The sequence below is a fragment of the Burkholderia cenocepacia genome (genome assembly GCF_900446215.1).
GTDB classification, from domain to species: Bacteria; Pseudomonadota; Gammaproteobacteria; order Burkholderiales; family Burkholderiaceae; genus Burkholderia; species Burkholderia cenocepacia.
In genome coordinates this window covers 221035-243156 of sequence record NZ_UAQZ01000012.1, presented here as the reverse complement: position 1 = coordinate 243156, position 22122 = coordinate 221035, and the positions used below count along the sequence as shown (strand labels likewise).

At 61.1% G+C, this 22122-nt stretch carries 18 protein-coding genes, 1 tRNA gene and 3 rRNA genes; 5 read left to right on the top strand and 17 right to left on the bottom strand.

Annotation, left to right across the window (positions count from 1 at the left end; all coding sequences use genetic code 11):
* Window positions 1–16: 16 nt before the first annotated feature.
* Together mraZ and coq7 are read right to left on the bottom strand one after the other, a co-directional pair.
* Complete coding sequence (gene mraZ / locus DTA15_RS18470) at window positions 17–445, bottom strand: division/cell wall cluster transcriptional repressor MraZ (RefSeq protein ID WP_006487094.1); 429 nt, start codon at window positions 443–445, stop codon at window positions 17–19.
* A 386-nt stretch (window positions 446–831) separates the two neighbouring features.
* Window positions 832–1458 (bottom strand): 2-polyprenyl-3-methyl-6-methoxy-1,4-benzoquinone monooxygenase, encoded by a 627-nt coding sequence (gene coq7 / locus DTA15_RS18465; RefSeq protein ID WP_006487096.1) that lies wholly within the window; start codon window positions 1456–1458, stop codon window positions 832–834.
* 276 nt (window positions 1459–1734) lie between these two features.
* Here coq7 and DTA15_RS18460 point away from each other — a divergent pair, with 276 nt between their 5' ends.
* Window positions 1735–2886, top strand: a complete 1152-nt coding sequence (locus DTA15_RS18460; protein WP_006487141.1) for a porin — start codon at window positions 1735–1737, stop codon at window positions 2884–2886.
* Here DTA15_RS18460 and DTA15_RS38615 read toward each other — a convergent pair.
* The 8 genes from DTA15_RS38615 to DTA15_RS18415 form a co-directional block, all read right to left on the bottom strand.
* Window positions 2883–3029 carry a hypothetical protein gene (locus tag DTA15_RS38615; protein ID WP_006487162.1) on the bottom strand — a complete coding sequence of 49 codons (147 nt, stop codon included), beginning with the start codon at window positions 3027–3029 and terminating at the stop codon, window positions 2883–2885. The two genes, DTA15_RS18460 and DTA15_RS38615, sit on opposite strands and share 4 nt — an antisense overlap.
* A gap of 113 nt (window positions 3030–3142) precedes the next feature.
* Window positions 3143–4816 (bottom strand): long-chain fatty acid--CoA ligase, encoded by a 1674-nt coding sequence (locus DTA15_RS18455; RefSeq protein ID WP_006487153.1) that lies wholly within the window; start codon window positions 4814–4816, stop codon window positions 3143–3145.
* A 137-nt stretch (window positions 4817–4953) separates the two neighbouring features.
* Window positions 4954–7029 carry a molybdopterin-containing oxidoreductase family protein gene (locus DTA15_RS18450; RefSeq protein WP_012492976.1) on the bottom strand — a complete coding sequence of 692 codons (2076 nt, stop codon included), beginning with the start codon at window positions 7027–7029 and terminating at the stop codon, window positions 4954–4956.
* A gap of 227 nt (window positions 7030–7256) precedes the next feature.
* A 5S ribosomal RNA gene (gene rrf / locus DTA15_RS18445) occupies window positions 7257–7369 on the bottom strand.
* 155 nt (window positions 7370–7524) lie between these two features.
* Window positions 7525–10405, bottom strand: a 23S ribosomal RNA gene (locus tag DTA15_RS18440).
* Window positions 10406–10800: 395 nt separating this feature from the next.
* Window positions 10801–12333, bottom strand: a 16S ribosomal RNA gene (locus DTA15_RS18430).
* Together the 16S, 23S and 5S rRNA genes form the textbook arrangement of a ribosomal RNA operon.
* Before the next feature lie 577 nt (window positions 12334–12910).
* Complete coding sequence (locus tag DTA15_RS18420; RefSeq protein WP_006487164.1) at window positions 12911–13444, bottom strand: cytochrome b; 534 nt, start codon at window positions 13442–13444, stop codon at window positions 12911–12913.
* Window positions 13441–14535 (bottom strand): catalase family peroxidase, encoded by a 1095-nt coding sequence (locus tag DTA15_RS18415; RefSeq protein ID WP_006493049.1) that lies wholly within the window; start codon window positions 14533–14535, stop codon window positions 13441–13443. Before DTA15_RS18415 ends, DTA15_RS18420 begins: the two co-directional genes overlap by 4 nt.
* 158 nt (window positions 14536–14693) lie before the next feature.
* Between DTA15_RS18415 and DTA15_RS18410 the strand changes: the two genes are divergently transcribed.
* Together DTA15_RS18410 and DTA15_RS18405 are read left to right on the top strand one after the other, a co-directional pair.
* Window positions 14694–15215 carry a sigma-70 family RNA polymerase sigma factor gene (locus DTA15_RS18410; RefSeq protein WP_006487309.1) on the top strand — a complete coding sequence of 174 codons (522 nt, stop codon included), beginning with the start codon at window positions 14694–14696 and terminating at the stop codon, window positions 15213–15215.
* Window positions 15212–15970 (top strand): anti-sigma factor family protein, encoded by a 759-nt coding sequence (locus DTA15_RS18405; protein ID WP_006487304.1) that lies wholly within the window; start codon window positions 15212–15214, stop codon window positions 15968–15970. Before DTA15_RS18410 ends, DTA15_RS18405 begins: the two co-directional genes overlap by 4 nt.
* A gap of 587 nt (window positions 15971–16557) precedes the next feature.
* On the opposite strand, the gene DTA15_RS18395 is transcribed toward DTA15_RS18405, so the two are convergent.
* The 5 genes from DTA15_RS18395 to DTA15_RS18375 all read right to left on the bottom strand — a co-directional run bounded on the left by DTA15_RS18395 (window position 16558) and on the right by DTA15_RS18375 (window position 19371).
* A complete protein-coding gene (locus DTA15_RS18395; RefSeq protein ID WP_012492978.1) occupies window positions 16558–16875 on the bottom strand; it encodes a hypothetical protein in 318 nt (105 codons plus the stop codon).
* A 195-nt stretch (window positions 16876–17070) separates the two neighbouring features.
* A complete protein-coding gene (locus DTA15_RS18390; RefSeq protein ID WP_227743238.1) occupies window positions 17071–17298 on the bottom strand; it encodes an Imm74 family immunity protein in 228 nt (75 codons plus the stop codon).
* 36 nt (window positions 17299–17334) lie between these two features.
* Window positions 17335–17664 carry a hypothetical protein gene (locus tag DTA15_RS18385; protein ID WP_012492979.1) on the bottom strand — a complete coding sequence of 110 codons (330 nt, stop codon included), beginning with the start codon at window positions 17662–17664 and terminating at the stop codon, window positions 17335–17337.
* A 31-nt stretch (window positions 17665–17695) separates the two neighbouring features.
* A complete protein-coding gene (locus tag DTA15_RS39135; protein ID WP_227743239.1) occupies window positions 17696–18064 on the bottom strand; it encodes a hypothetical protein in 369 nt (122 codons plus the stop codon).
* A 489-nt stretch (window positions 18065–18553) separates the two neighbouring features.
* Window positions 18554–19371, bottom strand: a protein-coding gene (locus DTA15_RS18375; RefSeq protein ID WP_085964347.1) for an IS5-like element IS402 family transposase whose coding sequence is annotated in 2 segments (ribosomal slippage) — window positions 18554–19023 and window positions 19023–19371 — 819 coding nt in all. Because the reading frame shifts where the segments join, the coding sequence is not laid out codon by codon here.
* 89 nt (window positions 19372–19460) lie between these two features.
* Between DTA15_RS18375 and DTA15_RS18370 the strand changes: the two genes are divergently transcribed.
* Both DTA15_RS18370 and DTA15_RS18365 read left to right on the top strand, forming a co-directional pair.
* A tRNA-Val gene (locus DTA15_RS18370) sits at window positions 19461–19537 on the top strand.
* A 308-nt stretch (window positions 19538–19845) separates the two neighbouring features.
* Window positions 19846–20361: a DUF2628 domain-containing protein gene (locus DTA15_RS18365; protein WP_006487313.1), complete on the top strand. Its 516-nt coding sequence runs from the start codon at window positions 19846–19848 to the stop codon at window positions 20359–20361.
* 103 nt (window positions 20362–20464) lie between these two features.
* Here DTA15_RS18365 and DTA15_RS18360 read toward each other — a convergent pair whose 3' ends face one another.
* Both DTA15_RS18360 and DTA15_RS18355 read right to left on the bottom strand, forming a co-directional pair.
* Entirely contained in the window at window positions 20465–21346 is an 882-nt protein-coding gene (locus DTA15_RS18360) for a sigma-70 family RNA polymerase sigma factor (RefSeq protein WP_006487324.1), read from the bottom strand.
* A complete protein-coding gene (locus DTA15_RS18355) occupies window positions 21346–21822 on the bottom strand; it encodes a carboxymuconolactone decarboxylase family protein (RefSeq protein WP_006487316.1) in 477 nt (158 codons plus the stop codon). The genes DTA15_RS18360 and DTA15_RS18355 overlap by 1 nt, the downstream gene beginning before the upstream one ends.
* Window positions 21823–22122: the final 300 nt, after the last annotated feature.

The following is a 22122-nucleotide window of genomic DNA, read 5'->3' as shown; positions in this document are numbered from 1 at the left end:
GTCTCCGTCACCGCAATCAGAACGTGAAATTCTTCAGCGCGTCGGGCATGCCCTGCGCCATCGCTGCCTGCTCCTTCGCGTTGTAGGTCTGCGAATCCCACAGCTCGAAGTGACTACCCATTCCCAACAACATGACTTCCTTTTCCAGTCCGGCTGCCATGCGCAGCTCGGGCGATACGAGAATCCGGCCCGCGCTGTCGAGATCGACGTCCATCGCATTGCCGAGAAAAATTCGCCGCCACCAGTGCGCGTCCATCGGCAACGCGGCGATCTTGGCGCGGAACACTTCCCATTCGGGGCGCGGAAACAGCAACAGGCAGCCGTCCGGGTGCTTGGTCACAGTCACCCGTCCTTCTGCCTGTCCTTGCAGCGCTTCGCGATAGCGAGCCGGCACCGACATCCGCCCTTTCGCATCGAGCGTCAGCGCCGACGCCCCTTGGAACACTTTCCGCTCTCCCGTTCAGGGCACCGAAGCACCCGCTCAATGCTGAGAATTTAGCCGGAATAGCCTGCTAAATCACACAAAAATACACTTTCTCACACTGTCTCCCACTTTAGAGGAAGGGTGTGGCACGGTCAAGGGAGCGGCCCGCTTTTTTGACGAATTTTGTTAGTTAGAACAAGGACTTACGCGCACATGCTCATGCGACCCCTCATTCCAAAAACCGTTATAAATGAATGAGCTAGTGCAACTTGTGAAGGTGATACGTGAGAAAGACGGCCCAGACGGGCGTGCGGACGGGGCTTTCGGGGGCGGGAAAACGAGGAGTGAGCGGGCGGTATCGGGGGCGGTGAACCGGGGCGGCGTCCCACGCCACCCCGGCGCCAATCTCAGAGATAGTACGCAGTGCTCGTCATGACTTTCGACGCGGCGCGCATCAGCATCCGCGCGGGCAGCGGCAGCTCGATGCCGCCGGCGTCGGTCGCGGCCTTGCCGTGCTTCACCTCGTCGATCCGCATCTGGTCGACGATCGCGCGCGACGCGGTGTCGGTCGCCGGCAGCTCGGACATGTGGCCTTCGAGATGGCTCTCGACCTGCCGCTCCGTCTCGGCCATGAAGCCGAGGCTGACCTTGTCGCCGAGCGCGCCAGCCGCCACGCCGATCGCGAGCGCGCCGGCATACCACAGCGGGTTGAGCAGGCTCGGGCGCGAGTCGAGCTCCTTCAGGCGGTGCGCGGTCCACGCGAGGTGATCCTCCTCCTCGCGCGCGGCCTCCTCGAACATCGCCTTCGCCGACGCCGTGCGCGCGGTGAGCTTCTGCGCCTGGTAGAGCGCCTGCGCGCAGACCTCGCCGACGTGATTCACGCGCATCAGGCCGGCCGCGTGCGTGCGCTCGGCGGGCGTCAGCTCGGCGTCCGGCGCATCGGCCGGCGCGGGCACCGGCCGGCTCATCCGGCTAATGCCGGTCAGCGATCGCAGGCCGCGATCGAATTCGCTGATCAGTTCATCCAACACCATCCTGTTCTCCTGGCTGCAGGTGCCGCTGCACGCGGCAAGGGCACGAGTCCGCTGCGTAACCGACTTGATTATTCAGCGGAAATTGCGGTTAACCCGTGATTTTAACCATTGTTGCATAAAGGAAACATGGCGGCGTTGAGCTGCAGCATTTCGCTTTGTGGCAAAAATCGGCTTTGCTACATTACGTGCGACTTCTTGCGAAGTTGATGGGGCCCGTCAACAGAACATAACTATCCGCCCCGCCAAAAAAATTCAGTGATTCTTGGAGATCCGTTAATGAAAAAGTCGCTTCTCGCGCTCGTCGCGCTGGGCGCGTTCGCTGGCGCTGCCCATGCGCAAAGCAGCGTGACGCTTTACGGCATCATCGATGAAGGCCTGCTCTTCAACAACAACGCAGGCGGCAAGCACCTGTACAGCATGGCCAGCGGCGTGATGCAAGGCAGCCGCTTCGGTCTGCGCGGCACCGAAGACCTCGGTGGCGGCCTGAAGGCGATCTTCACCCTCGAAAACGGTTTCGACGTGAACAGCGGCAAGCTCGGTCAGGGCGGCCTGATGTTCGGCCGTCAGGCTTACGTCGGCCTGTCGAGCCAGTACGGTACGGTCACGCTGGGTCGTCAGTACGACTCCGTCGTCGACTTCGTCGGCCCGCTCGAGGCAGGCGACCAGTGGGGCGGCTACATCGCCGCTCACCCGGGCGACCTCGACAACTTCAACAACGCGTATCGCGTGAACAACGCGGTCAAGTTCACGAGCCAGAGCTACGGCGGCTTCACGTTCGGCGGCCTGTACAGCTTCGGCGGCCAGGCAGGTCAGTTCGCGAAGAACCAGGTCTGGTCGCTCGGCGCAGGCTACAACAACGGCCCGCTGGTCCTCGGCGTCGGTTACTTGAACGCACGCACGCCGAACCAGTTTGGCGGCATGTTCAACAACGGTTCGACGTCGTCGTCGGTCTCGTCGCCGATCTACGGCGCGTACGCGAACAACGCGAACACGTACCAGGTCATCGGCGCAGGCGGCGCGTACACGTTCGGCGCAGCGACGATCGGCGCGACGTACTCGAACACGAAGTTCAAGGGCTTCTCGGCAGGCCCGTTCGTGAACCAGACCGCGACGTTCAACAACGGCGAAATCAACTTCAAGTACCAGTTGACCCCGGCGTTGATCCTCGGCGCGGCGTACGACTACACGCAAGGCAGCAAGATCGACGGCAACTCGGCAGCCAAGTACCACCAGGGCTCGCTGGGCGTCGACTACTTCCTGTCGAAGCGCACCGACGTCTACGCGATCGGCGTGTACCAGCACGCATCGGGCAACGTGCTCGATTCGAACGGCAACGTCCTGAAGGCAACGGCAGCGATCAACGGTCTCGCAGGTTCGAGCACCAGCAACCAGGTCGCAGCACGCGTCGGCATCCGTCACAAGTTCTAATCAGCTTGTCTGACAAGCCGCAGCATCTTGAAGGCGCCTTCGGGCGCCTTTTTCTTTTTCGGGCGGCGGGTCAGCAGGTCGGTGGGTCGACATGCAAACGTGCGTCGCAGCGTGCCGACGCCAGCCGTCAGGTCGAAATGCAAGAACTGCCGCCGGCTCCCGCACGAAACACGTGCCCCCGGCCATCCACCCGCAGCCGCAAACAAAAAGCCCGGCATGGGCCGGGCTTTTTCGTTCAACCGTCTCGTTGCGTGCGTTACGCGCGTCCGTCACGCAGTTCGCGCCGCAGGATCTTGCCGACGTTCGTCTTCGGCAGCTCCGTGCGGAACTCGACCAGCTTCGGCCGCTTGTACCCGGTGAGCCGCTCCTTGCAGTAGGCGAGGATGTCCTTGTCGGTCAGCGCCGGATCCTTTTTCACGATGAACAGCTTCACGGCTTCGCCGGAATGCTCGTCCGGCACGCCGACCGCCGCGACCTCGAACACGCCCGGATGCGACGCTACCACGTCCTCGACTTCGTTCGGATACACGTTGAAGCCAGACACGAGAATCATGTCCTTCTTGCGATCGACGATCTTCACGTAGCCGCGCGCATCCATCACGCCGACGTCGCCCGTCTTGAAGAAGCCGTCCGCGAACATGACCTTCGCGGTCTCGTCCGGCCGGTTCCAGTAGCCGGCCATCACCTGCGGCCCGCGGATGCAGATCTCGCCGGGCTCGCCGAGCGCGACGTCGTTGCCTGCATCGTCGCGGATCGCGACTTCGGTCGACGGCAGCGGCAGGCCGATCGTCCCGCTGTATTCGGTCGCCGTCACGGGGTTGCAGGTTGCCACCGGCGACGTTTCGGACAGCCCGTATCCTTCGATGATCGCGGTCCCGGTCTTTTCATACCAGCGCCTCGCGACGCCCTCCTGGATCGCCATGCCGCCGCCGTTGGCGATCACGAGCTTCGACAGGTCGAGCTGACCGAATTCCGGATGGTTCAGCAGCGCGTTGTACAGCGTGTTGACCGCAGGAATCGTCGAGATCCGGTAACCCTTCAACTCCTTGATCATGCCGGCGATGTCGAGCGGATTCGGGATCAGGATGCCCATGCCGCCCGTGCGCATCGTCAGGAAACCGCAGACGGTCAGCGCGAACACGTGATACAGCGGCAGCGCGACAACCGTCACGAACTGTTCCACCTCCGGATACTTCTCGTGAGCCGGGTGGTGCCACGCGCCGGCCTGCAGCACGTTCGACACGATGTTCCGGTGCAGCAGCGTCGCCCCCTTCGCGACGCCGGTCGTACCGCCCGTGTACTGCAGGAACGCGACGTCGTCGGGACCGATCTTCTGCGGCTTGAACGCCTGTCGTGCGCCCTCCGACAGCGCGGCCTTGAAGCGCGTGAACGACGGCAGCTGCCACGCGGGCACCATCTTCTTCACGTTGCGCACGACGTAATTGACGAGCCATCCCTTGATGCCCAGCAGGTCGCCCATCGATGCGACGACCACGTGCTTGACGGCCGTATTGGCGATGACGGCCTGCAGTGTCGACGCGAAATTCTCCAGGATGACGATCGCCTCCGCACCGCTGTCCTTCAGCTGATGCTCGAGCTCGCGCGGCGTATAGAGCGGGTTGACGTTGACGACGGTGTAGCCGGCGCGCAGCACCGCGGCGATCGTCACCGGGTACTGCAGCACGTTCGGCATCATGATCGCGACGCGCGCCCCGCGCGCCAGGCCGCGGGATTGCAGCCACGCGCCGAACTGGCGCGACAGCTTGTCCAGTTCGCCATACGTGATGCCCTTGCCCATGCAGACGAACGCGGTACGGTCGCGATACTGCCGGAAGCTCTCGTCGAGCAGGTCCGGGACGGACGGATAAGCAGAGGAGTCAATTTCGGCTGGAACGCCGGGTGGGTACGATTTCAGCCAAATTTTGTCCATGCCGCGCGTCTCCTCACAGATTTTCGAATGGTCGTGCTAAAACGCATCGTAACGGCTCCCCCGCCCCGAGACAACAGGGTTAGATGTCCACTTCGAACTTCCATATCAATTTCGTCTGATCATACGGCGATATTCGATCAAATGCGCTCAACTTCCACAAGACAATCGTAAAACGTCGCCGAATTGCCCAGATCGGTCAGTGCCTGGCTCGTCACTTCGTTCGCGTTCCTGCCGTCCGGCGACAACTTCTTCCACCAGATCGACAATCCGACGACCAGCCCGGCGCGCGCCCGATCGGTAATACGCGCAAGCGCCTGCATCGAGCCGCGATCGTTGAAGATACGGACGACGTCGCCCTCCGCGATGCCGCGCGCGCTGGCGTCGGACGGGTGCATGTCGAGGTGCGGCTCGCCTTCCGTCGAACGCAGGCTGTCGACGTTCACGAACGTGCTGTTCAGGAAGTGACGGGCCGGCGGCGAAATCATCGCCAGCGGATAGCGTGCGGCGAGTTCGGGCGCGGCTTCGACTGATTCGAACGGCGGCAGATAGTCGGGAACGGGGTCCATGCCCATCTGCTCGAGCCGCGGGCTGTAGAACTCGCACTTTCCCGATGGCGTGCGGAAACCGCCATTCGCGAACGGCGCCTCCGGCAGTTTGAGTTTCAGCCAGCCGGCCTGCTTCAGCGTGTCCCAGTCGCTGTCGAGCACCGGATCGTCCCAGCGAAGCGCCGCGCGCGCGACCGCTTCGTCGCTGTGATAGAGCGCGGGCTCGTCGAGTCCCATGCTGCGCGCGATCCCGCGAAAGATCTCCGTGTTCGGCCGCGCGTCTCCCACCGGCGGAATCACCGGCAGATTCGCCATCACATAGGTATGGCCGTACGACTTATGGATATCCAGATGTTCGAGCTGCGTGGTTGCCGGCAATACAATGTCGGCGAAATCGACCGTATCTGTCTTGAAGTGCTCGAGAACGACCGTGAACAGATCGTCACGCGCGAAGCCCGCGGCGACCTTCGACGAATCGGGCGCGACCGCCACCGGATTCGAGTTGTACACGATCAGCGCTTCCACTTTCGGCCCGAACGTCGCATCGCCCGGATGCAGCAGCGCGTCGCCGATCGCGTTCATGTTGATGATGCGCGGCAACTTGTTCGGCCAACCCGGCATCAGGTCCGGACGTAGCAGCGCGGCCTGGTTGACCGGCGCGGACTCCGACGACGAGAGCAGCAAGCCGCCCGCCCGATCGCGCCACGCCCCCGTCAACGCCGGCAGGCTGGCAATCGCGCGCACGGCATTGCCGCCGCCGCGAACGCGTTGCATGCCGTAGTTGAGGCGGATCGATGCCTTGCGGGTGGCGCCGTAGCGACGGGCAAGATCGACCAGCTCCGACGCGTCGATGCCGCAGATCTGCGCGACACGTTCCGGCGGATAGGTCAGGGCGCGCGCCTTCAGTTCGTCGAAGCCGAGCGTATGGTCGGCGATGTAGTCGTGATCGAGCAGGTTTTCGGTAATCAGCACATGCATCATGCCGAGCGCAAACGCGCCATCGGTACCGGGCTTCAGGGCGATGTGCTGATGGCACTTCTCCGCGGTCAGCGAACGATACGGGTCGATCGCGACAAGACGCGCACCACGGCGCTTCGCTTCCTGCGCGCGGGTCCAGAAGTGCAGACTCGATGCGATCGGATTCGCGCCCCATATCAGAATCAGTTCGCTTTCCTCGAAGTGCTCGAGGTGCATGCCGACACTGCCGCCATACGTGTATCGCAGCCCCGCGGCACCGGCCGCCGCGCAGATCGCACGCTCGAGCCGCGACGCACCGAGCTTGTGAAAGAAGCGCTGGGCAATGCCCTCGCCTTGTACGAGTCCCATCGTTCCCGCATAGCTGTACGGCACGATCGCTTCCGGCGCGCGCGCGGCGATCTCACCGAGGCGACGCCCGATCTCGTCGAACGCCTCGTCCCAACTGATCGGCACGAAGCGCCCTTCCCCTTTTTCGCCGATACGCCTGAGCGGGACAGTGAGGCGATCGGGATGATGAACGCGATCCGCGTATCGGCTGACTTTCGTACACAAGACGCCCTGTGTCGGCGGATGGTCGGGATCGCCCGTGACCTTGATTGCCTTGCCGTTCTCGACGGTCACGCGCATTGCACACGTGTCCGGACAATCATGCGGGCAAACGGCCCGGGCTACCTGGGTGACGGCGTTCATCGTTTTGAATGCTGAGATGGGGGTACGCAAATTTTACGTGGACCACGCCGAATAACGCGTTCATTTCACAGCGTTTTTGGACGATCTGATGGAAGACTGGGTGGAAGTGGCAGGTTTCGGCGGGCGGGAGGCCGTGGACGTAGCCTTGGCACCGTTGCGCCGCACGCTTTTCTGGCGCACCAATGCAAAAACCCCCGCCTTTCGGGCGGGGGTTCTTGGCTTAGGGAGCCTGACGATTACCTACTTTCACACGGGAATCCGCACTATCATCGGCGTAGAGTCGTTTCACGGTCCTGTTCGGGATGGGAAGGGGTGGGACCGACTCGCTATGGTCATCAGGCAAAGGGGGTTGTTCTGCTGGCGTGGCCAACAGAACCAATCTTGGAAGAAGCAGTAATTTTGAGTTGTGTGTATCACACACGAGAATCCAACTTGTCGCTCTGGATCGCGGCCAGTGCTTTCACACGGCGCCGATCTACAAGGCAGACTTGTTATAGGATCAAGCCTTACGGGCAATTAGTATCAGTTAGCTGAACGCATTACTGCGCTTACACACCTGACCTATCAACGTCCTGGTCTCGAACGACCCTTCAAGGGGATCTAGTCCCCAGGGATATCTCATCTTAAGGCGAGTTTCCCGCTTAGATGCTTTCAGCGGTTATCTCTTCCGAACATAGCTACCCGGCGATGCCACTGGCGTGACAACCGGTACACCAGAGGTTCGTCCACTCCGGTCCTCTCGTACTAGGAGCAGCCCCCTTCAAATATCCAACGCCCACGGCAGATAGGGACCAAACTGTCTCACGACGTTTTAAACCCAGCTCACGTACCTCTTTAAATGGCGAACAGCCATACCCTTGGGACCGGCTACAGCCCCAGGATGAGATGAGCCGACATCGAGGTGCCAAACACCGCCGTCGATATGAACTCTTGGGCGGTATCAGCCTGTTATCCCCAGAGTACCTTTTATCCGTTGAGCGATGGCCCTTCCATACAGAACCACCGGATCACTATGACCTGCTTTCGCACCTGCTCGACTTGTCGGTCTCGCAGTTAAGCACGCTTATGCCATTGCACTATCAGCACGATTTCCGACCGTACCTAGCGTACCTTCGTACTCCTCCGTTACGCTTTGGGAGGAGACCGCCCCAGTCAAACTGCCTACCATGCACTGTCCCCGACCCGGATCACGGGCCAAGGTTAGAACCTCAAACAAACCAGGGTGGTATTTCAAGGACGGCTCCACCGAAACTAGCGTTCCGGTTTCATAGCCTCCCACCTATCCTACACAGATCGGTTCAAAGTCCAATGCAAAGCTACAGTAAAGGTTCATGGGGTCTTTCCGTCTAGCCGCGGGTAGATTGCATCATCACAAACACTTCAACTTCGCTGAGTCTCGGGAGGAGACAGTGTGGCCATCGTTACGCCATTCGTGCAGGTCGGAACTTACCCGACAAGGAATTTCGCTACCTTAGGACCGTTATAGTTACGGCCGCCGTTTACCGGGACTTCAATCAAGAGCTTGCACCCCATCATTTAATCTTCCGGCACCGGGCAGGCGTCACACCCTATACGTCCACTTTCGTGTTTGCAGAGTGCTGTGTTTTTATTAAACAGTCGCAGCCACCAGTTTATTGCAACCCCTTCACCCTCCTGGCGCAGGCCAGTCAAGCTACAAGGGCGTACCTTATCCCGAAGTTACGGTACCAATTTGCCGAGTTCCTTCTCCCGAGTTCTCTCAAGCGCCTTAGAATACTCATCTCGCCCACCTGTGTCGGTTTGCGGTACGGTCATCGTTAGACTGAAGCTTAGAGGCTTTTCTTGGAACCACTTCCAATTGCTTCGCTCCCGAAGGAGCTCGCGCCACACCCTTGAATTACGCGCCCGGATTTGCCTAAGCGCCTTCTCCAATGCAGCGACCGGGACTTCCAACACCCGGACAACCTTCCGCGATCCGTCCCCCCATCGCATCTAACAATGGTGCAGGAATATTGACCTGCTTCCCATCAGCTACGCATTTCTGCCTCGCCTTAGGGGCCGACTCACCCTACGCCGATGAACGTTGCGTAGGAAACCTTGGGCTTACGGCGAGGGGGCCTTTCACCCCCTTTATCGCTACTCATGTCAGCATTCGCACTTCCGATACCTCCAGCACCCTTTACAAGGCACCTTCGCAGGCTTACGGAACGCTCTCCTACCATGCGAGCAAGCTCGCATCCGCAGCTTCGGTATATAGCTTAGCCCCGTTACATCTTCCGCGCAGGACGACTCGATCAGTGAGCTATTACGCTTTCTTTAAAGGGTGGCTGCTTCTAAGCCAACCTCCTGACTGTTTTAGCCTTCCCACTTCGTTTCCCACTTAGCTATATTTGGGGACCTTAGCTGGCGGTCTGGGTTGTTTCCCTCTTGACACCGGACGTTAGCACCCGATGTCTGTCTCCCGTGATTGCACTCTTCGGTATTCGGAGTTTGCTATGGCGGGGTAATCTGCAATAGACCCCCCAACCATGACAGTGCTCTACCCCCGAAGGTGAGACACGAGGCACTACCTAAATAGTTTTCGGAGAGAACCAGCTATTTCCAGGTTTGTTTAGCCTTTCACCCCTATCCACAGCTCATCCCCTAACTTTTCAACGTTAGTGGGTTCGGACCTCCAGTACGTGTTACCGCACCTTCATCCTGGCCATGGATAGATCACCTGGTTTCGGGTCTACGCCCAGCAACTGAACGCCCTATTCGGACTCGCTTTCGCTACGCCTGCCCTATACGGTTAAGCTTGCTACTGAACGTAAGTCGCTGACCCATTATACAAAAGGTACGCCGTCACCCCTTACGAGGCTCCGACTGTTTGTATGCATGCGGTTTCAGGATCTATTTCACTCCCCTCCCGGGGTTCTTTTCGCCTTTCCCTCACGGTACTGGTTCACTATCGGTCGATCACGAGTATTTAGCCTTGGAGGATGGTCCCCCCATCTTCAGACAGGATTTCACGTGTCCCGCCCTACTTGTCGCACACCTAGTTCTTTCATACTGTTTTCGCCTACAGGGCTATCACCTGCTATGGCCGCACTTTCCAGAGCGTTCGGCTAACAATACAAATAAAGAGTGCAAGGCTCATCCCATTTCGCTCGCCACTACTTTGGGAATCTCGGTTGATTTCTTTTCCTGCGGTTACTTAGATGTTTCAGTTCACCGCGTTCGCTTCGCATGGCCTATGTATTCAGCCATGGATACTCCAAAAGGAGTGGGTTTCCCCATTCGGACATCTACGGATCAAAGCTTGTTTGCCAGCTCCCCGTAGCTTTTCGCAGGCTACCGCGTCCTTCATCGCCTGTGATCGCCAAGGCATCCACCACATGCACTTGTTCGCTTGACCCTATAACGAGTCTGTCTCATCGACAGTCGCTACAGGTTGAGTTCTCGCGTTGTGCCGTATTCCAATTGAGTCGAACATAGAGTTCGAATCATCTTGAGATACATCGATACAATCACAACCCGGATAGTTTCCACGTCCATCTCAAGACGCTTCCGCTATCCAAATTACTTACTTCTTCCAGATTGTTAAAGAACGACAGCCGATATCTGTTGATATCCTCTGACTGGCTCAATCGCCAATGAGAAAAACTCGAACCAAACTTCATTCGAATGTTTGTCATTGAGGATTATCGAAAGCGGCCGGCATTATAACCGTTTAAACCGCTAACAGACAGTCTTTCTGTCTTTACCAACAGCCGATAAGCGTGAGCGCTCAACTTTGCGAGATAGCTCTGGAAAGGAGGTGATCCAGCCGCACCTTCCGATACGGCTACCTTGTTACGACTTCACCCCAGTCATGAATCCTACCGTGGTGACCGTCCTCCTTGCGGTTAGACTAGCCACTTCTGGTAAAACCCACTCCCATGGTGTGACGGGCGGTGTGTACAAGACCCGGGAACGTATTCACCGCGGCATGCTGATCCGCGATTACTAGCGATTCCAGCTTCATGCACTCGAGTTGCAGAGTGCAATCCGGACTACGATCGGTTTTCTGGGATTAGCTCCCCCTCGCGGGTTGGCAACCCTCTGTTCCGACCATTGTATGACGTGTGAAGCCCTACCCATAAGGGCCATGAGGACTTGACGTCATCCCCACCTTCCTCCGGTTTGTCACCGGCAGTCTCCTTAGAGTGCTCTTGCGTAGCAACTAAGGACAAGGGTTGCGCTCGTTGCGGGACTTAACCCAACATCTCACGACACGAGCTGACGACAGCCATGCAGCACCTGTGCGCCGGTTCTCTTTCGAGCACTCCCACCTCTCAGCGGGATTCCGACCATGTCAAGGGTAGGTAAGGTTTTTCGCGTTGCATCGAATTAATCCACATCATCCACCGCTTGTGCGGGTCCCCGTCAATTCCTTTGAGTTTTAATCTTGCGACCGTACTCCCCAGGCGGTCAACTTCACGCGTTAGCTACGTTACTAAGGAAATGAATCCCCAACAACTAGTTGACATCGTTTAGGGCGTGGACTACCAGGGTATCTAATCCTGTTTGCTCCCCACGCTTTCGTGCATGAGCGTCAGTATTGGCCCAGGGGGCTGCCTTCGCCATCGGTATTCCTCCACATCTCTACGCATTTCACTGCTACACGTGGAATTCTACCCCCCTCTGCCATACTCTAGCCTGCCAGTCACCAATGCAGTTCCCAGGTTGAGCCCGGGGATTTCACATCGGTCTTAGCAAACCGCCTGCGCACGCTTTACGCCCAGTAATTCCGATTAACGCTTGCACCCTACGTATTACCGCGGCTGCTGGCACGTAGTTAGCCGGTGCTTATTCTTCCGGTACCGTCATCCCCCGACTGTATTAGAGTCAAGGATTTCTTTCCGGACAAAAGTGCTTTACAACCCGAAGGCCTTCTTCACACACGCGGCATTGCTGGATCAGGCTTTCGCCCATTGTCCAAAATTCCCCACTGCTGCCTCCCGTAGGAGTCTGGGCCGTGTCTCAGTCCCAGTGTGGCTGGTCGTCCTCTCAGACCAGCTACTGATCGTCGCCTTGGTAGGCCTTTACCCCACCAACTAGCTAATCAGCCATCGGCCAACCCTATAGCGCGAGGCCCGAAGGTCCCCCGCTTTCATCCGTGGATCGTATGCGGTATTAATCCGGCTTTCGCCGGGCTATCCCCCACTACAGGACATGTTCCGATGTATTACTCACCCGTTCGCCACTCGCCACCAGGTGCAAGCACCCGTGCTGCCGTTCGACTTGCATGTGTAAGGCATGCCGCCAGCGTTCAATCTGAGCCAGGATCAAACTCTTCAGTTCAAACCTGTTACTGTTTTCGGTTCAGTTAAGAACCGGTCGCTCACTCAAAGCTGACAGGAATATGAATCACTTCATAAACCTGACTTACTTTAGTGTGAGACTCTTGATACTTTTGCCATCTGATCCGAGGATCAGCTCGCTGCCATCAAGCGCCCACACTTATCGGCTGTTAATTTTTAAAGAGCATGTCTGCGAGGGATCTTGAACCCCTCAGCAGCGCTGCGTTTTCAGCAGCAGAGAAGCGAGATTATCAACCGTTTTTTGAGACTCGTCAACAACTTTTTTAACTACTTCGCTGCGACGACTGCGGTTTAATTTCACGTGCACTGGAATCGATAAAACCGACTTCTACAGCACCGCTTCCCTCTTCTTCCCCCGCGCTGCGTTTCCGTTAGCGCGAAAGAGGCGTGATTCTATGCATCCGCCCCGGTCTCCGCAACCCCTTTTGTGAAATATTTTTGACGTGCTATGGCGGGGACCGCTGAGCCTTCCCAGTGCCCCTATATAGGCGGCACGGCAGGCGCAGCCTCGGTCGCCCTTGAACAGCCCCGCCGTATCGCACCCAACCTTCCATCGATTACCGCCCCACCATCGCCCTCACCACGCCGTCCCGCCGAATCAGCCCGTGATACAGCGCCGCGGCAAAGTGCGCGAGGAACGTCAGGAAGAACAGATAGGCCAGCACGCGATGCGCGACCCGGAGCCACGCGAACGTCACCGGATCGGCCGACACCAGCGCCGGCAGTTGCACGCCACCGCCCAGCGTCACCGGATACCCGCCCGCCGACAGCATCGCCCAGCCGATCAGCGGCATCGCCACCATCAGCGCATACAGCACGAGATGCGACCCGTGCGCGGCCACCTTCTGCCACCACGGCAGATCGTCGGGCAACGCCGGCGGCTTCGACAGCATCCGCACCACGATCCGCACACACACCAGCACCAGTACGGCCACGCCCAGCGGCTTGTGAATCGCCACCAGGATTGCGTGCCGTTCGGAAACGGACGCCACCATCCCCACCCCGATGAACAGCATCGCGAGAACCATCGCGGCCATCACCCAATGCAGCACCCGCGCCGGCACACTAAACGTCGTCGAAGCCTTCATCATCGTCCCTCCCCACTCAGTCGCGCCGCGCCCGCCACGCCGGCCTCTTCACTCGTGCGCCGCAGATACGAATCCGCATACGCGGCCGAGCGCGCGGCCAGCAGCGGATCGCCCGACACCTGGATCCCCTGCGGCAGCACCGTCGGGTCGTAATTCACGTCGCGGCACGGGCCGCTGTCCTGCGCCTCCACGCGGTCGAGCACGAGCGTGCCCGCGTCGATCGTCGTGCGCTGCGCGGGCCAGACCTTCGTCGCGTCGTCCACCGGGTCGCCGGGCTCCGCCAGCGTGACCAGCAGCTTCCACTTCTGCGCACCGGCCGCGATGCGCTGCGTCACGTCCTGCTGCAGCACGTTCGGATCCGCGGCCGTCGCGACGTCGCCGGCGCCGGCGCCGGCCGCCTGCTCCGGCACGACGCGCCACCGCACCGCCTGGCGCTTGCCGGCCGCGTCGACGAAATAGAACGCGTTCAGCCCGTAATAGCTTTCGGTGACGTAGCTCGCGCTCGGCTTCGCACCCTTCACCCACTTCAGGAACGCGCCCGCTTCCGGGTGCGCGCCGAAGAACGCCTTCACCTTCGCCGGATCCGGCTTGCCCGTCTTCGGATCGGGGCGGGTCGCGAGCGTCTGCTCGTAGAACGCCTGCGGCGTCGCGACCGGAAACACCGGCATCGCGTTCATCCCGGTCCGCCATTGCTCGCCGTCCGGCGCGGTGAGCTTCAATGCGAGGCTTCGGATCGGCACGCTGCTGTCCGGCGCGTACGGATTTCCGCCCGGCAACGCGAAGCGCCCGACCACCGGCGTGCGCACCGCCTTGAAGAACGGCGCGACCGAATACGCGCTCGCGGCGCCGTTGCCTTCGAAGTAGCCGGTCACGCACACGCCCTTCGCGTGATTGCGCCGGTAGCCGGGATGGACGCCGCTGTTGGTCTGCAGCGCGTCGACGAGCCGGTGCGGGGTCAGACGCGCCGGCGCGAGCCACCCGCCGGCATAGCCGAACGCCGCGGCCACGCCGGCCACCGCGCCGCCGATCACGGCCCAGCGCCACCACCCGCGCCCGGGCTCGCGCTGCGGCGAAGAAGAGGAAGATTGCTTCATCAATGCACTCCCGATCGTCAGATCATTGTCGAACGCGCGTAGGACGCCGCCCGCGCCGCTTTATTCCACGAAAAGTTTTTTCGTATGCTGGAGGGAATAATCGATGCCGGCCGGCGTCCTACGCGGCATCCACGACCCTTTCGGCAACCGGCCCGGCCATGCCCTCCAACGCCCTCGACGACGAAGCATTGCGCGAACTCATCCCCCGGCTGCGACGCTTCGCGCTCTGGCTGGCGCGCGACGTCCACGCGGCCGACGATCTCGTCCAGTCGACGCTCGAGCGCGCGCTGTCGCGCTGGACGAGCCGTCGCGACGACGCGTCGTTGCGCAGCTGGCTCTTCACGATCCTGTACCGACAATTTCTCGACGGCAAACGCAGCGCGAAGCGCTACAGCTGGCTGCTCGGCCGCATCCGCGACGACGACGAAGCGCACTGGCCGTCCGCCGAACGCGAATTCGCGGCACGCGCGACGCTCGAAGCATTCGGTCGGCTCTCGGACGAGCAGCGCAGCCTGCTGTTGCTCATCGCGGTCGAGGGCTTCACCTATCAGGAAGCCGCGGACCTGCTCGAGGTGCCGATCGGCACGGTGATGTCGCGGCTCTCCCGCGCGCGCCAGGCGCTGCGCCAGCTCAGCGACGGGGAACTTCCTGCTCCTTCCTTGCGGCTGATGAAGAAATGAACATGCCTCCGAACGAACACGACCTTCAGGCCTATGTCGACGGCCAGCTCGACGACGATGCGCGTGCCGCGGTCGAGCGCTATCTCGCGCTGCATCCGGCGCGTGCGGAACAGGTGAAGCAATGGCAGCAGGACGCGCAGCGGTTGCGGGCCGCGCTGGAGAGCGTGCGGATGCCGGCCGATAATCCCGCGCTCGATCCGGCGGCGATTCGCGGCCGGCGAGCCGAACGCTCGCGGATGCGGTTCGCGATGGCGGCTTCGTTCGTGTTCTGCGTCGGGCTCGGGACGTTCGGCGGATGGCAGGCGCGCGGGTGGAACGCGCCGCCGCCCATCGCGCCGATGAGCGATGCGGTCAAGGCTTACCAGATGATGGTGGTCGATCGGACGGCCAAGGTCGATTACCGGCCGACCGGTGCGGGTGATTTGCAGGGCTGGCTCACCCGGCGCGTGGGCGCATCGGCGAAGCTGCCGGATTTGAGCGCGGCGGGGTTCAGGCCAGTCGGTGGACGGTTGTTCACGACGGACAGCGGGGCCACCGCCGCGATGGTGCTCTATCAGGATGACGCGGGGCGGACGCTGAGCTTCTATCTCCGGCCCGCGGAATCGGAACATCGGCTGCTAACCGCTGGACAACGCGTGGATGGCGCGCTGCTGGCGCGGTATGGATCCGTGAACGGGCTCAACTATGCGGTGGTCGGGCCGGCCGGGAGTCTCGGGGAAAAGGCGGTCGTGCAGGCGCTCGATCAGCAGACTTGAAGCGGCAGGATGCGCGTCCGGCTGGCGGTCGGTAATGGCCGCCAGCGCCTTTTTTGGCGCGGCTTGGCCGGCTTGCACCGGTGCGTGCTCACCACTCGAATGCACAGCGTTTCGACTGACTTGCTCGCACTGTTATTCACACCGAAACCTCGCTGGCACCCTCACCTTTAAAATCACAGGGTTTCGAGTCGCCGCGGAACGGGATATCCACACCTCTCCTGATGGTGCTGCGTGCTGACTTCGATGGGTTCGCTCACCGTTGACATGCACAGCGTTTCTCGTTGTTTTGGGCATCGATATCCACAACCCGGGTAATTGACCGATCGTCTTCGCCGGGTTCGACTACGCTCACCCATTGAATGCAGCCGGTTTCGAGTGGCTTCGAGTCAACGATATCCACACGGCATTCGACATCCGGACGTCGCCGGCGATTCGTTCGCTGCCCTCTTTCATGGTCGGCAAAGCCTTGCCGGGCAATGCATTCAGGCCGACGAGCCCATCGAAACCGGGACGCTCACCGCTCGGATGCACAGGGTTTCAACTGGATCGTGCGCCGGTTATCCACACACCGCCGCTCGCGCGTCGGGTCACTTCGTCCCGACTCTCCCGAGAATCTCGCCGGTTTCCGGCGCGATGACGTAGTGGATCGACTTCCCGAGCCGATTTGCATTGCCCAGTCCGCGCATACCCGGAATCAGCTTTGCCACGAACGTGATGGTGACGACATCGTCATCTGGCACGGGGTCCACCGTGGATGCCCTTTTATCCGTGATGCAGATCTCGAAGTTATGCAGATCCTGCCCGGTCGCCGCAAAGTCTTCGTAGGTAGCCTTCAGGCCCAGCAGCGTCGCTGTGTTGAGCGTGACCGAACACTGGTCGACCGTGCCGAAATTCAACGTGCTCATCGTGTTCTGCGAATATCACCGGGCGAAAACTGCCCGCGCTGCCGGATGCGCGCGGCAATGCCCGCGGATATCGTGATCCCGTTATCGGGTCCGTGCGGACGGCACATGATCGGTCCCGTTACCTGCTCCCTTTGCAAGCGCCGCTCGCATCACTCTGCTCTTTCCTCGGTTTCGTGACTGGCTCAGGATTCGAAATCAACCGTTGTACGTCGCGACAAAAAAATAGTCGGTGATCGCCGAGATCACGGCCTCGCGCGTGGCGTTATCGATCGTCTCGCCATCGCCTTGGGGCTCGACGTACTTCGTCGAATCGACATAGACGACGAATGCGGGACCGTTGTCCACGCCGGACGACAATGCCTCGCCAGGCACCCGCACGGTACGGTTTCCGTCGGACAGCACGATTTCGCCGCGCGACACCATCGGGACCGTGTACGTCATCGCGTTGCCTCGCGTGATTCAGTCATGTCGTTCGACCACGTATTGCGACGGCCCGCGCCATGCAACCGAACGGTAACCACTTCGAACGACACCGATCTCCCGGTAATACTCGACGAGTGCCTGCGGGCTCCAGTCACGGCCTGCGGAGAACAGCGCATCGAGATCGATGAGCGCGGCTACGAGCGCCTGGCGGTCATGGTCATCTGCGATCGCGCGTTCCCAGCGATCGGATTGTCGAGCGAAGCCCAACTGCTTCAGCACATCGGCGGCAGCTGTCAGCTCGGTCACGACGACCGCAACGCGGCCTGCGATATCCGTCACCAGCATCTCATTGACAGGTGCCTTCATCGATCGCTTCGCCCCGTATCGTCTGCCGTGATCACCCTGCCTCCTTCGTGAGCCATCCAACGATCTTCGCGACGTCCTCGGCGGACAGCATGCCAACACGCTCGACAAACATGCCGTAGTCGAGATCGAACTTCACGTTGAATCGCTCGCCCTCGTAGCGGCAACACAGGACCTCGGCTTCCGGTATCGACACGCGTCGCTCGAACACGATGTCGCCTGGATGTTGCTGCATCCTGCGTACGATCGTATCGATATCGAGTGCCTGGAGACGGGGCGATGAAGCATCGGTCATTTGCCGTGAGCCCGTTCGCCGAGCCTTTGCATCCTGGATGCTGGCGATTCTACAGACATGACGGCTCACGTATCGCTCGAGCACTTCACAGCGTTCCGCTTCGTTCATCCAGCCGCTGCACGCAGTGCATGTCCTGAGCGGAGCACAGTCGCCGGACTGTGCTTATCCAAAGGTGCTAACAGGGTTCGTATATATACGTAGTGATAGTTAACAAACGCTGTGCCCCACAGTGGATAACCTCCGTAACGCACTGAATTTTCAACGCGAAGCGAAATGCATAACCCTGGGTGCGCGACGTGAACAGCGCGCGGCAGCACAGAACAACTTTTCGTCGATTCACAGACTCGCCGACATATCCTCAATCGTTCCACTGTGAATCCAGAGACTTCCCGGACGGTTATCCAGAGGGCAATGTGGATAACACCGCATCACATCGACGCGTTTTGCTGTGATGCGAACAGGTGAAGCTCACGCTCGCGGCCTCGCGAGGCAACATCGATCGTCAGCCCACCGCACACGTCGATTCAAAAAATTTTCACGAAGGGCTTGTGCTCCCCCGAAACCCTCTCTATAATTCGCGGCTTCTTAGAGACGGTTTCATAAAGACTGGTCGGCCCGCCGAAGGGTATTCCAGCAGATCAGGCAGCAACCGAGTTTGAGGAACGCGCCGTGAATGTCTGCACGGCGCTCGAAACGAATGCGGAGACGACGGAAGTGATGCAGCCAGGCATGCGTGCGTTCAACGACCCAGCGATATTTTCCAAGGCCGCTGCCATGTTCGGTGCGGCGCTTGGCGATAACCGGCTCGATACCGCGATCGCGCAACGCGCGTCGATGCCGCTCAGAGTCGTAACCGCGATCGGCGTAGACCACGCGCGGTCTCTGCAGTGGGTGGCCGCGCAACCCACGAATTGGCGGAATCGCATCGATCAGCGGCAGCAGCTGCGTGACATCGTGAACGTTCGCGCCGGTCAGGATCGCCGCGAGCGGCGTGCCATTGGCGTCGGTGACGATGTGGTGCTTAGAACCTGGTCGCGCGCGATCGGTGGGGTTTGGCCCAGTTTTTGGCCCGCCCCAACGGCGCGAATCGATGAGGAATCGACTGCGGCTCGCGAGAAATCGATTTGGTCTGCTGCTCGCAGCTTCGCAAGCAGCAATTCGTGCAGGCGATCCCATACGCCCGCAGCCTGCCAATCGCGTAGCCGTCGCCAGCAAGTCACGCCCGAGCCGCAGCCCATCTCGGCGGGCAGGTCGCGCCAGCGCAGTCCGGTCTTGAGAACGAACAGGATGCCGGTCAGCGCGGCGCGATTCGAAACAGGCAGGCGGCCTGGGTTTTTCTCGCGCCGCGGCTTGGGTGGCGGCAATAACGGCTCGATCAATGTCCACAGTTCGTCGTCAATGATCGGCTTGGCCATCTCCTCGGTCTCAGTTGTTCCGATGCCTGAGGTTAACAGCTCGCCGCGCAAGTTAACAGCCCCACCGGGCCTTTTTGAAACCGTCTCTTAGGCTCGTAGCTCAGTTGGTTAGAGCACCACCTTGACATGGTGGGGGTCGTTGGTTCGAATCCAATCGAGCCTACCAACGAACAAAATGAAGGGGTCCGGCAGCACAACTTGCCTACAGGCAACGCGGCTCGCCAAACATACAAACGCCACGCGGCAACTTCGCGTGGCGTTTTTCTTTTCCGGTCCGAAACGACGCGCGAAGCCCCGATGCGTTGCCGGAACCGCGGCATCGTATGCTCTCTTCGACATCCCGATCTGCCACACAACGGCCGCTGCACGGCGCGTAGAATCGTCTGCGCATCGACGCGGCGACTTCGCCCGTCACCCGATTTCCACCGCATCAGAACAACGACGCGCGTTCCGCGCGACTGAGAGCACACGATCATGTCCGAGGTCTCGACCGCTGCATCGCCTGCGAGCAATGACGAAATCGCCGCTTACGTCGGCAAGAACGCCGCCTGGTTCGAACGAAAATGGGCGATCGCCGACTCGCGCAAAAGCCGGCAATCGTGGAACTGGGCCGCGTGCTTTCTCGGCCCGGTCTGGTTGGCGTACCGATGCATGTACTGGCAGGCGGCCACCGTGCTCGCCGTCACGCTCGGCATCACGCTGGTCGAATTGCTGTACTTCCCGGGATACTTCGAATCGAGCGTGCTCGACCCGGCCACGATCGCGATCGCGGTGTCGCTCGGCTGGTACGGGAACGGCCTCTACAAGCGGCACGTCGAACGCAGGATCGAAAAACTGCGCCCGAACGCGACGTCCCGCGAATCGTTTCTCGCGCTGCTCGAGGCGCAAGGCGGCACGAACTGGCTGGCGGCGGCCGGTTTCGCCGTCGCGACGCCGCTGCTCGGCGTACTGCTGTTCATGATGGGCAACGCCGGAGGCGCGATGTACTGATCGCGGTAGCCGGCAACCGGCAACGCAGGGCAGAAAGAAGAGGGCGGCGCCGGCGCCATGCGTTCATATGGCACATCGCACACGGCGCATGCGCACGCCGCCTTCAGTGCAGATGCTTCAATTTGTCAGGATTCCGCACGACATAGATCGCGACGATCTTGCCGTCGTCGATCTCCAGCGCAGTCGTTTGCAGCTCGCCGTCGGCTTCCCGCGTGACGAAGCCCGGCAGCCCGTTGATGAACCCGGCCCGCACGAGCGTCGACGCATGCGTCGCGAACAGCTCGGCCAGATACGCATGCACCCGCATCACGCGCTCGAAGCCGAACACCGGCTTGCCGGCCGCCGCGCGCTTGCCGCCACCGTCGGAATGCAGGCTCACGTCCTCGGCGAGCATCGCGCCGAGCGCACGCATGTCGCCGCTGCGTGACGCCGCGAAGAACGCTTCGGCCAGTTCGATCCCGCGCTGCTTCTCGACATGAAAACGCGGCCGCGCGTCGCGCACGTGCGTGCGGGCCCGCGCGGCGAGCTGCCGGCACGCGGCCGGGTCGCGCTGGATCGTCGTGGCCACTTCGTCGAATTCGAGGCCGAACACGTCGTGCAGCAGAAACGCCGCGCGTTCGAGCGGCGAGAGCCGTTCGAGCGCGAGCAGCAGCGGCAGCGTGACGTCGTCCGGTTCGTCTTCCTCGACGACCGGCTCGGGCAGCCACGGGCCGATATAGGTCTCGCGCTGGTGTCGCGCGGACTTCAGCTGGTCGACGCACATGCGCATCACCATGCGGCGCAGGAACGCCTCGGGCACGCGCACCTCGGTACGGTCGACGTCCATCCAGCGGATGAACGCCTCCTGCACCATGTCCTCGGCATCCGCGACGGAGCCGAGCATCCGGTACGCGACGCGGATCAGCGTGCGGCGCAGCGGGTCGAAGCTCGTCGCCGCGTCGGCCTGTTGTTCGGCGCGGCCGCTGGCCGGGTCGAGGCTCGGCATCAGGCCACCATCTTCGCGGCGGCGGCCTTCGCATCGGCCGGGTCGACCCACAGCCCGAAGCCGACGGCGAGCCGGTTCCAGCCGTTGATCACGTTGATCATCACCGTGAGTTTCACCTGTTCTTCCTCGCTGAAATGGTCGTTCAGCGCCGCGTAGGCCGCTTCGTGCGCCGCATGGCCCTCCGACAGCCGGGTGAGCGCGTCGGTCCAGCCGAGCGCCGCGCGCTCGCGGTCGGTGTAGCAGGGCGCTTCGCGCCACGCGGACAGCAGGTAGATGCGCTGCTCGGTCTCGCCTTGCTCGCGCGCCTCGACGGTGTGCATGTTAAGGCAGTTCGCGCACGCGTTGATCTGCGATGCATGGATCTTGACCAGCTCGATCAGCGTCGGCTCGAGGCTCCCGGCCGCCGCGACCGACACGGTCATCCAGCTCTTCATCAGCGCGGGGGCGGCGGCAAACGGATTGAGTTTCGCAGTCATGGTTCCTTCTCCTTTCGTGTGGGTTCCGCTGATATGACGAGCGAGCGCCCCGCGTGTGTGACATCGATGCAAAAAATTTTTGGACCGCCGAAGCGGGCAGCGGCAAGCGAAGGGCCGATGAGCCTTTGAGCAGGGCGTCGAAGGACGCGATATCGACCTCCGAAGCGTCCGCATGACGCGACGCTTCCGACGAACGCGCGCCATCGACCTTTCACGCCCGCCGTGCGGTTGTCACCGGACGTCAGGAGTGCGCAGCCGCGGGCATGGGTATTGCGTCCGCCGGCCGAGCCCCGTCGCGAC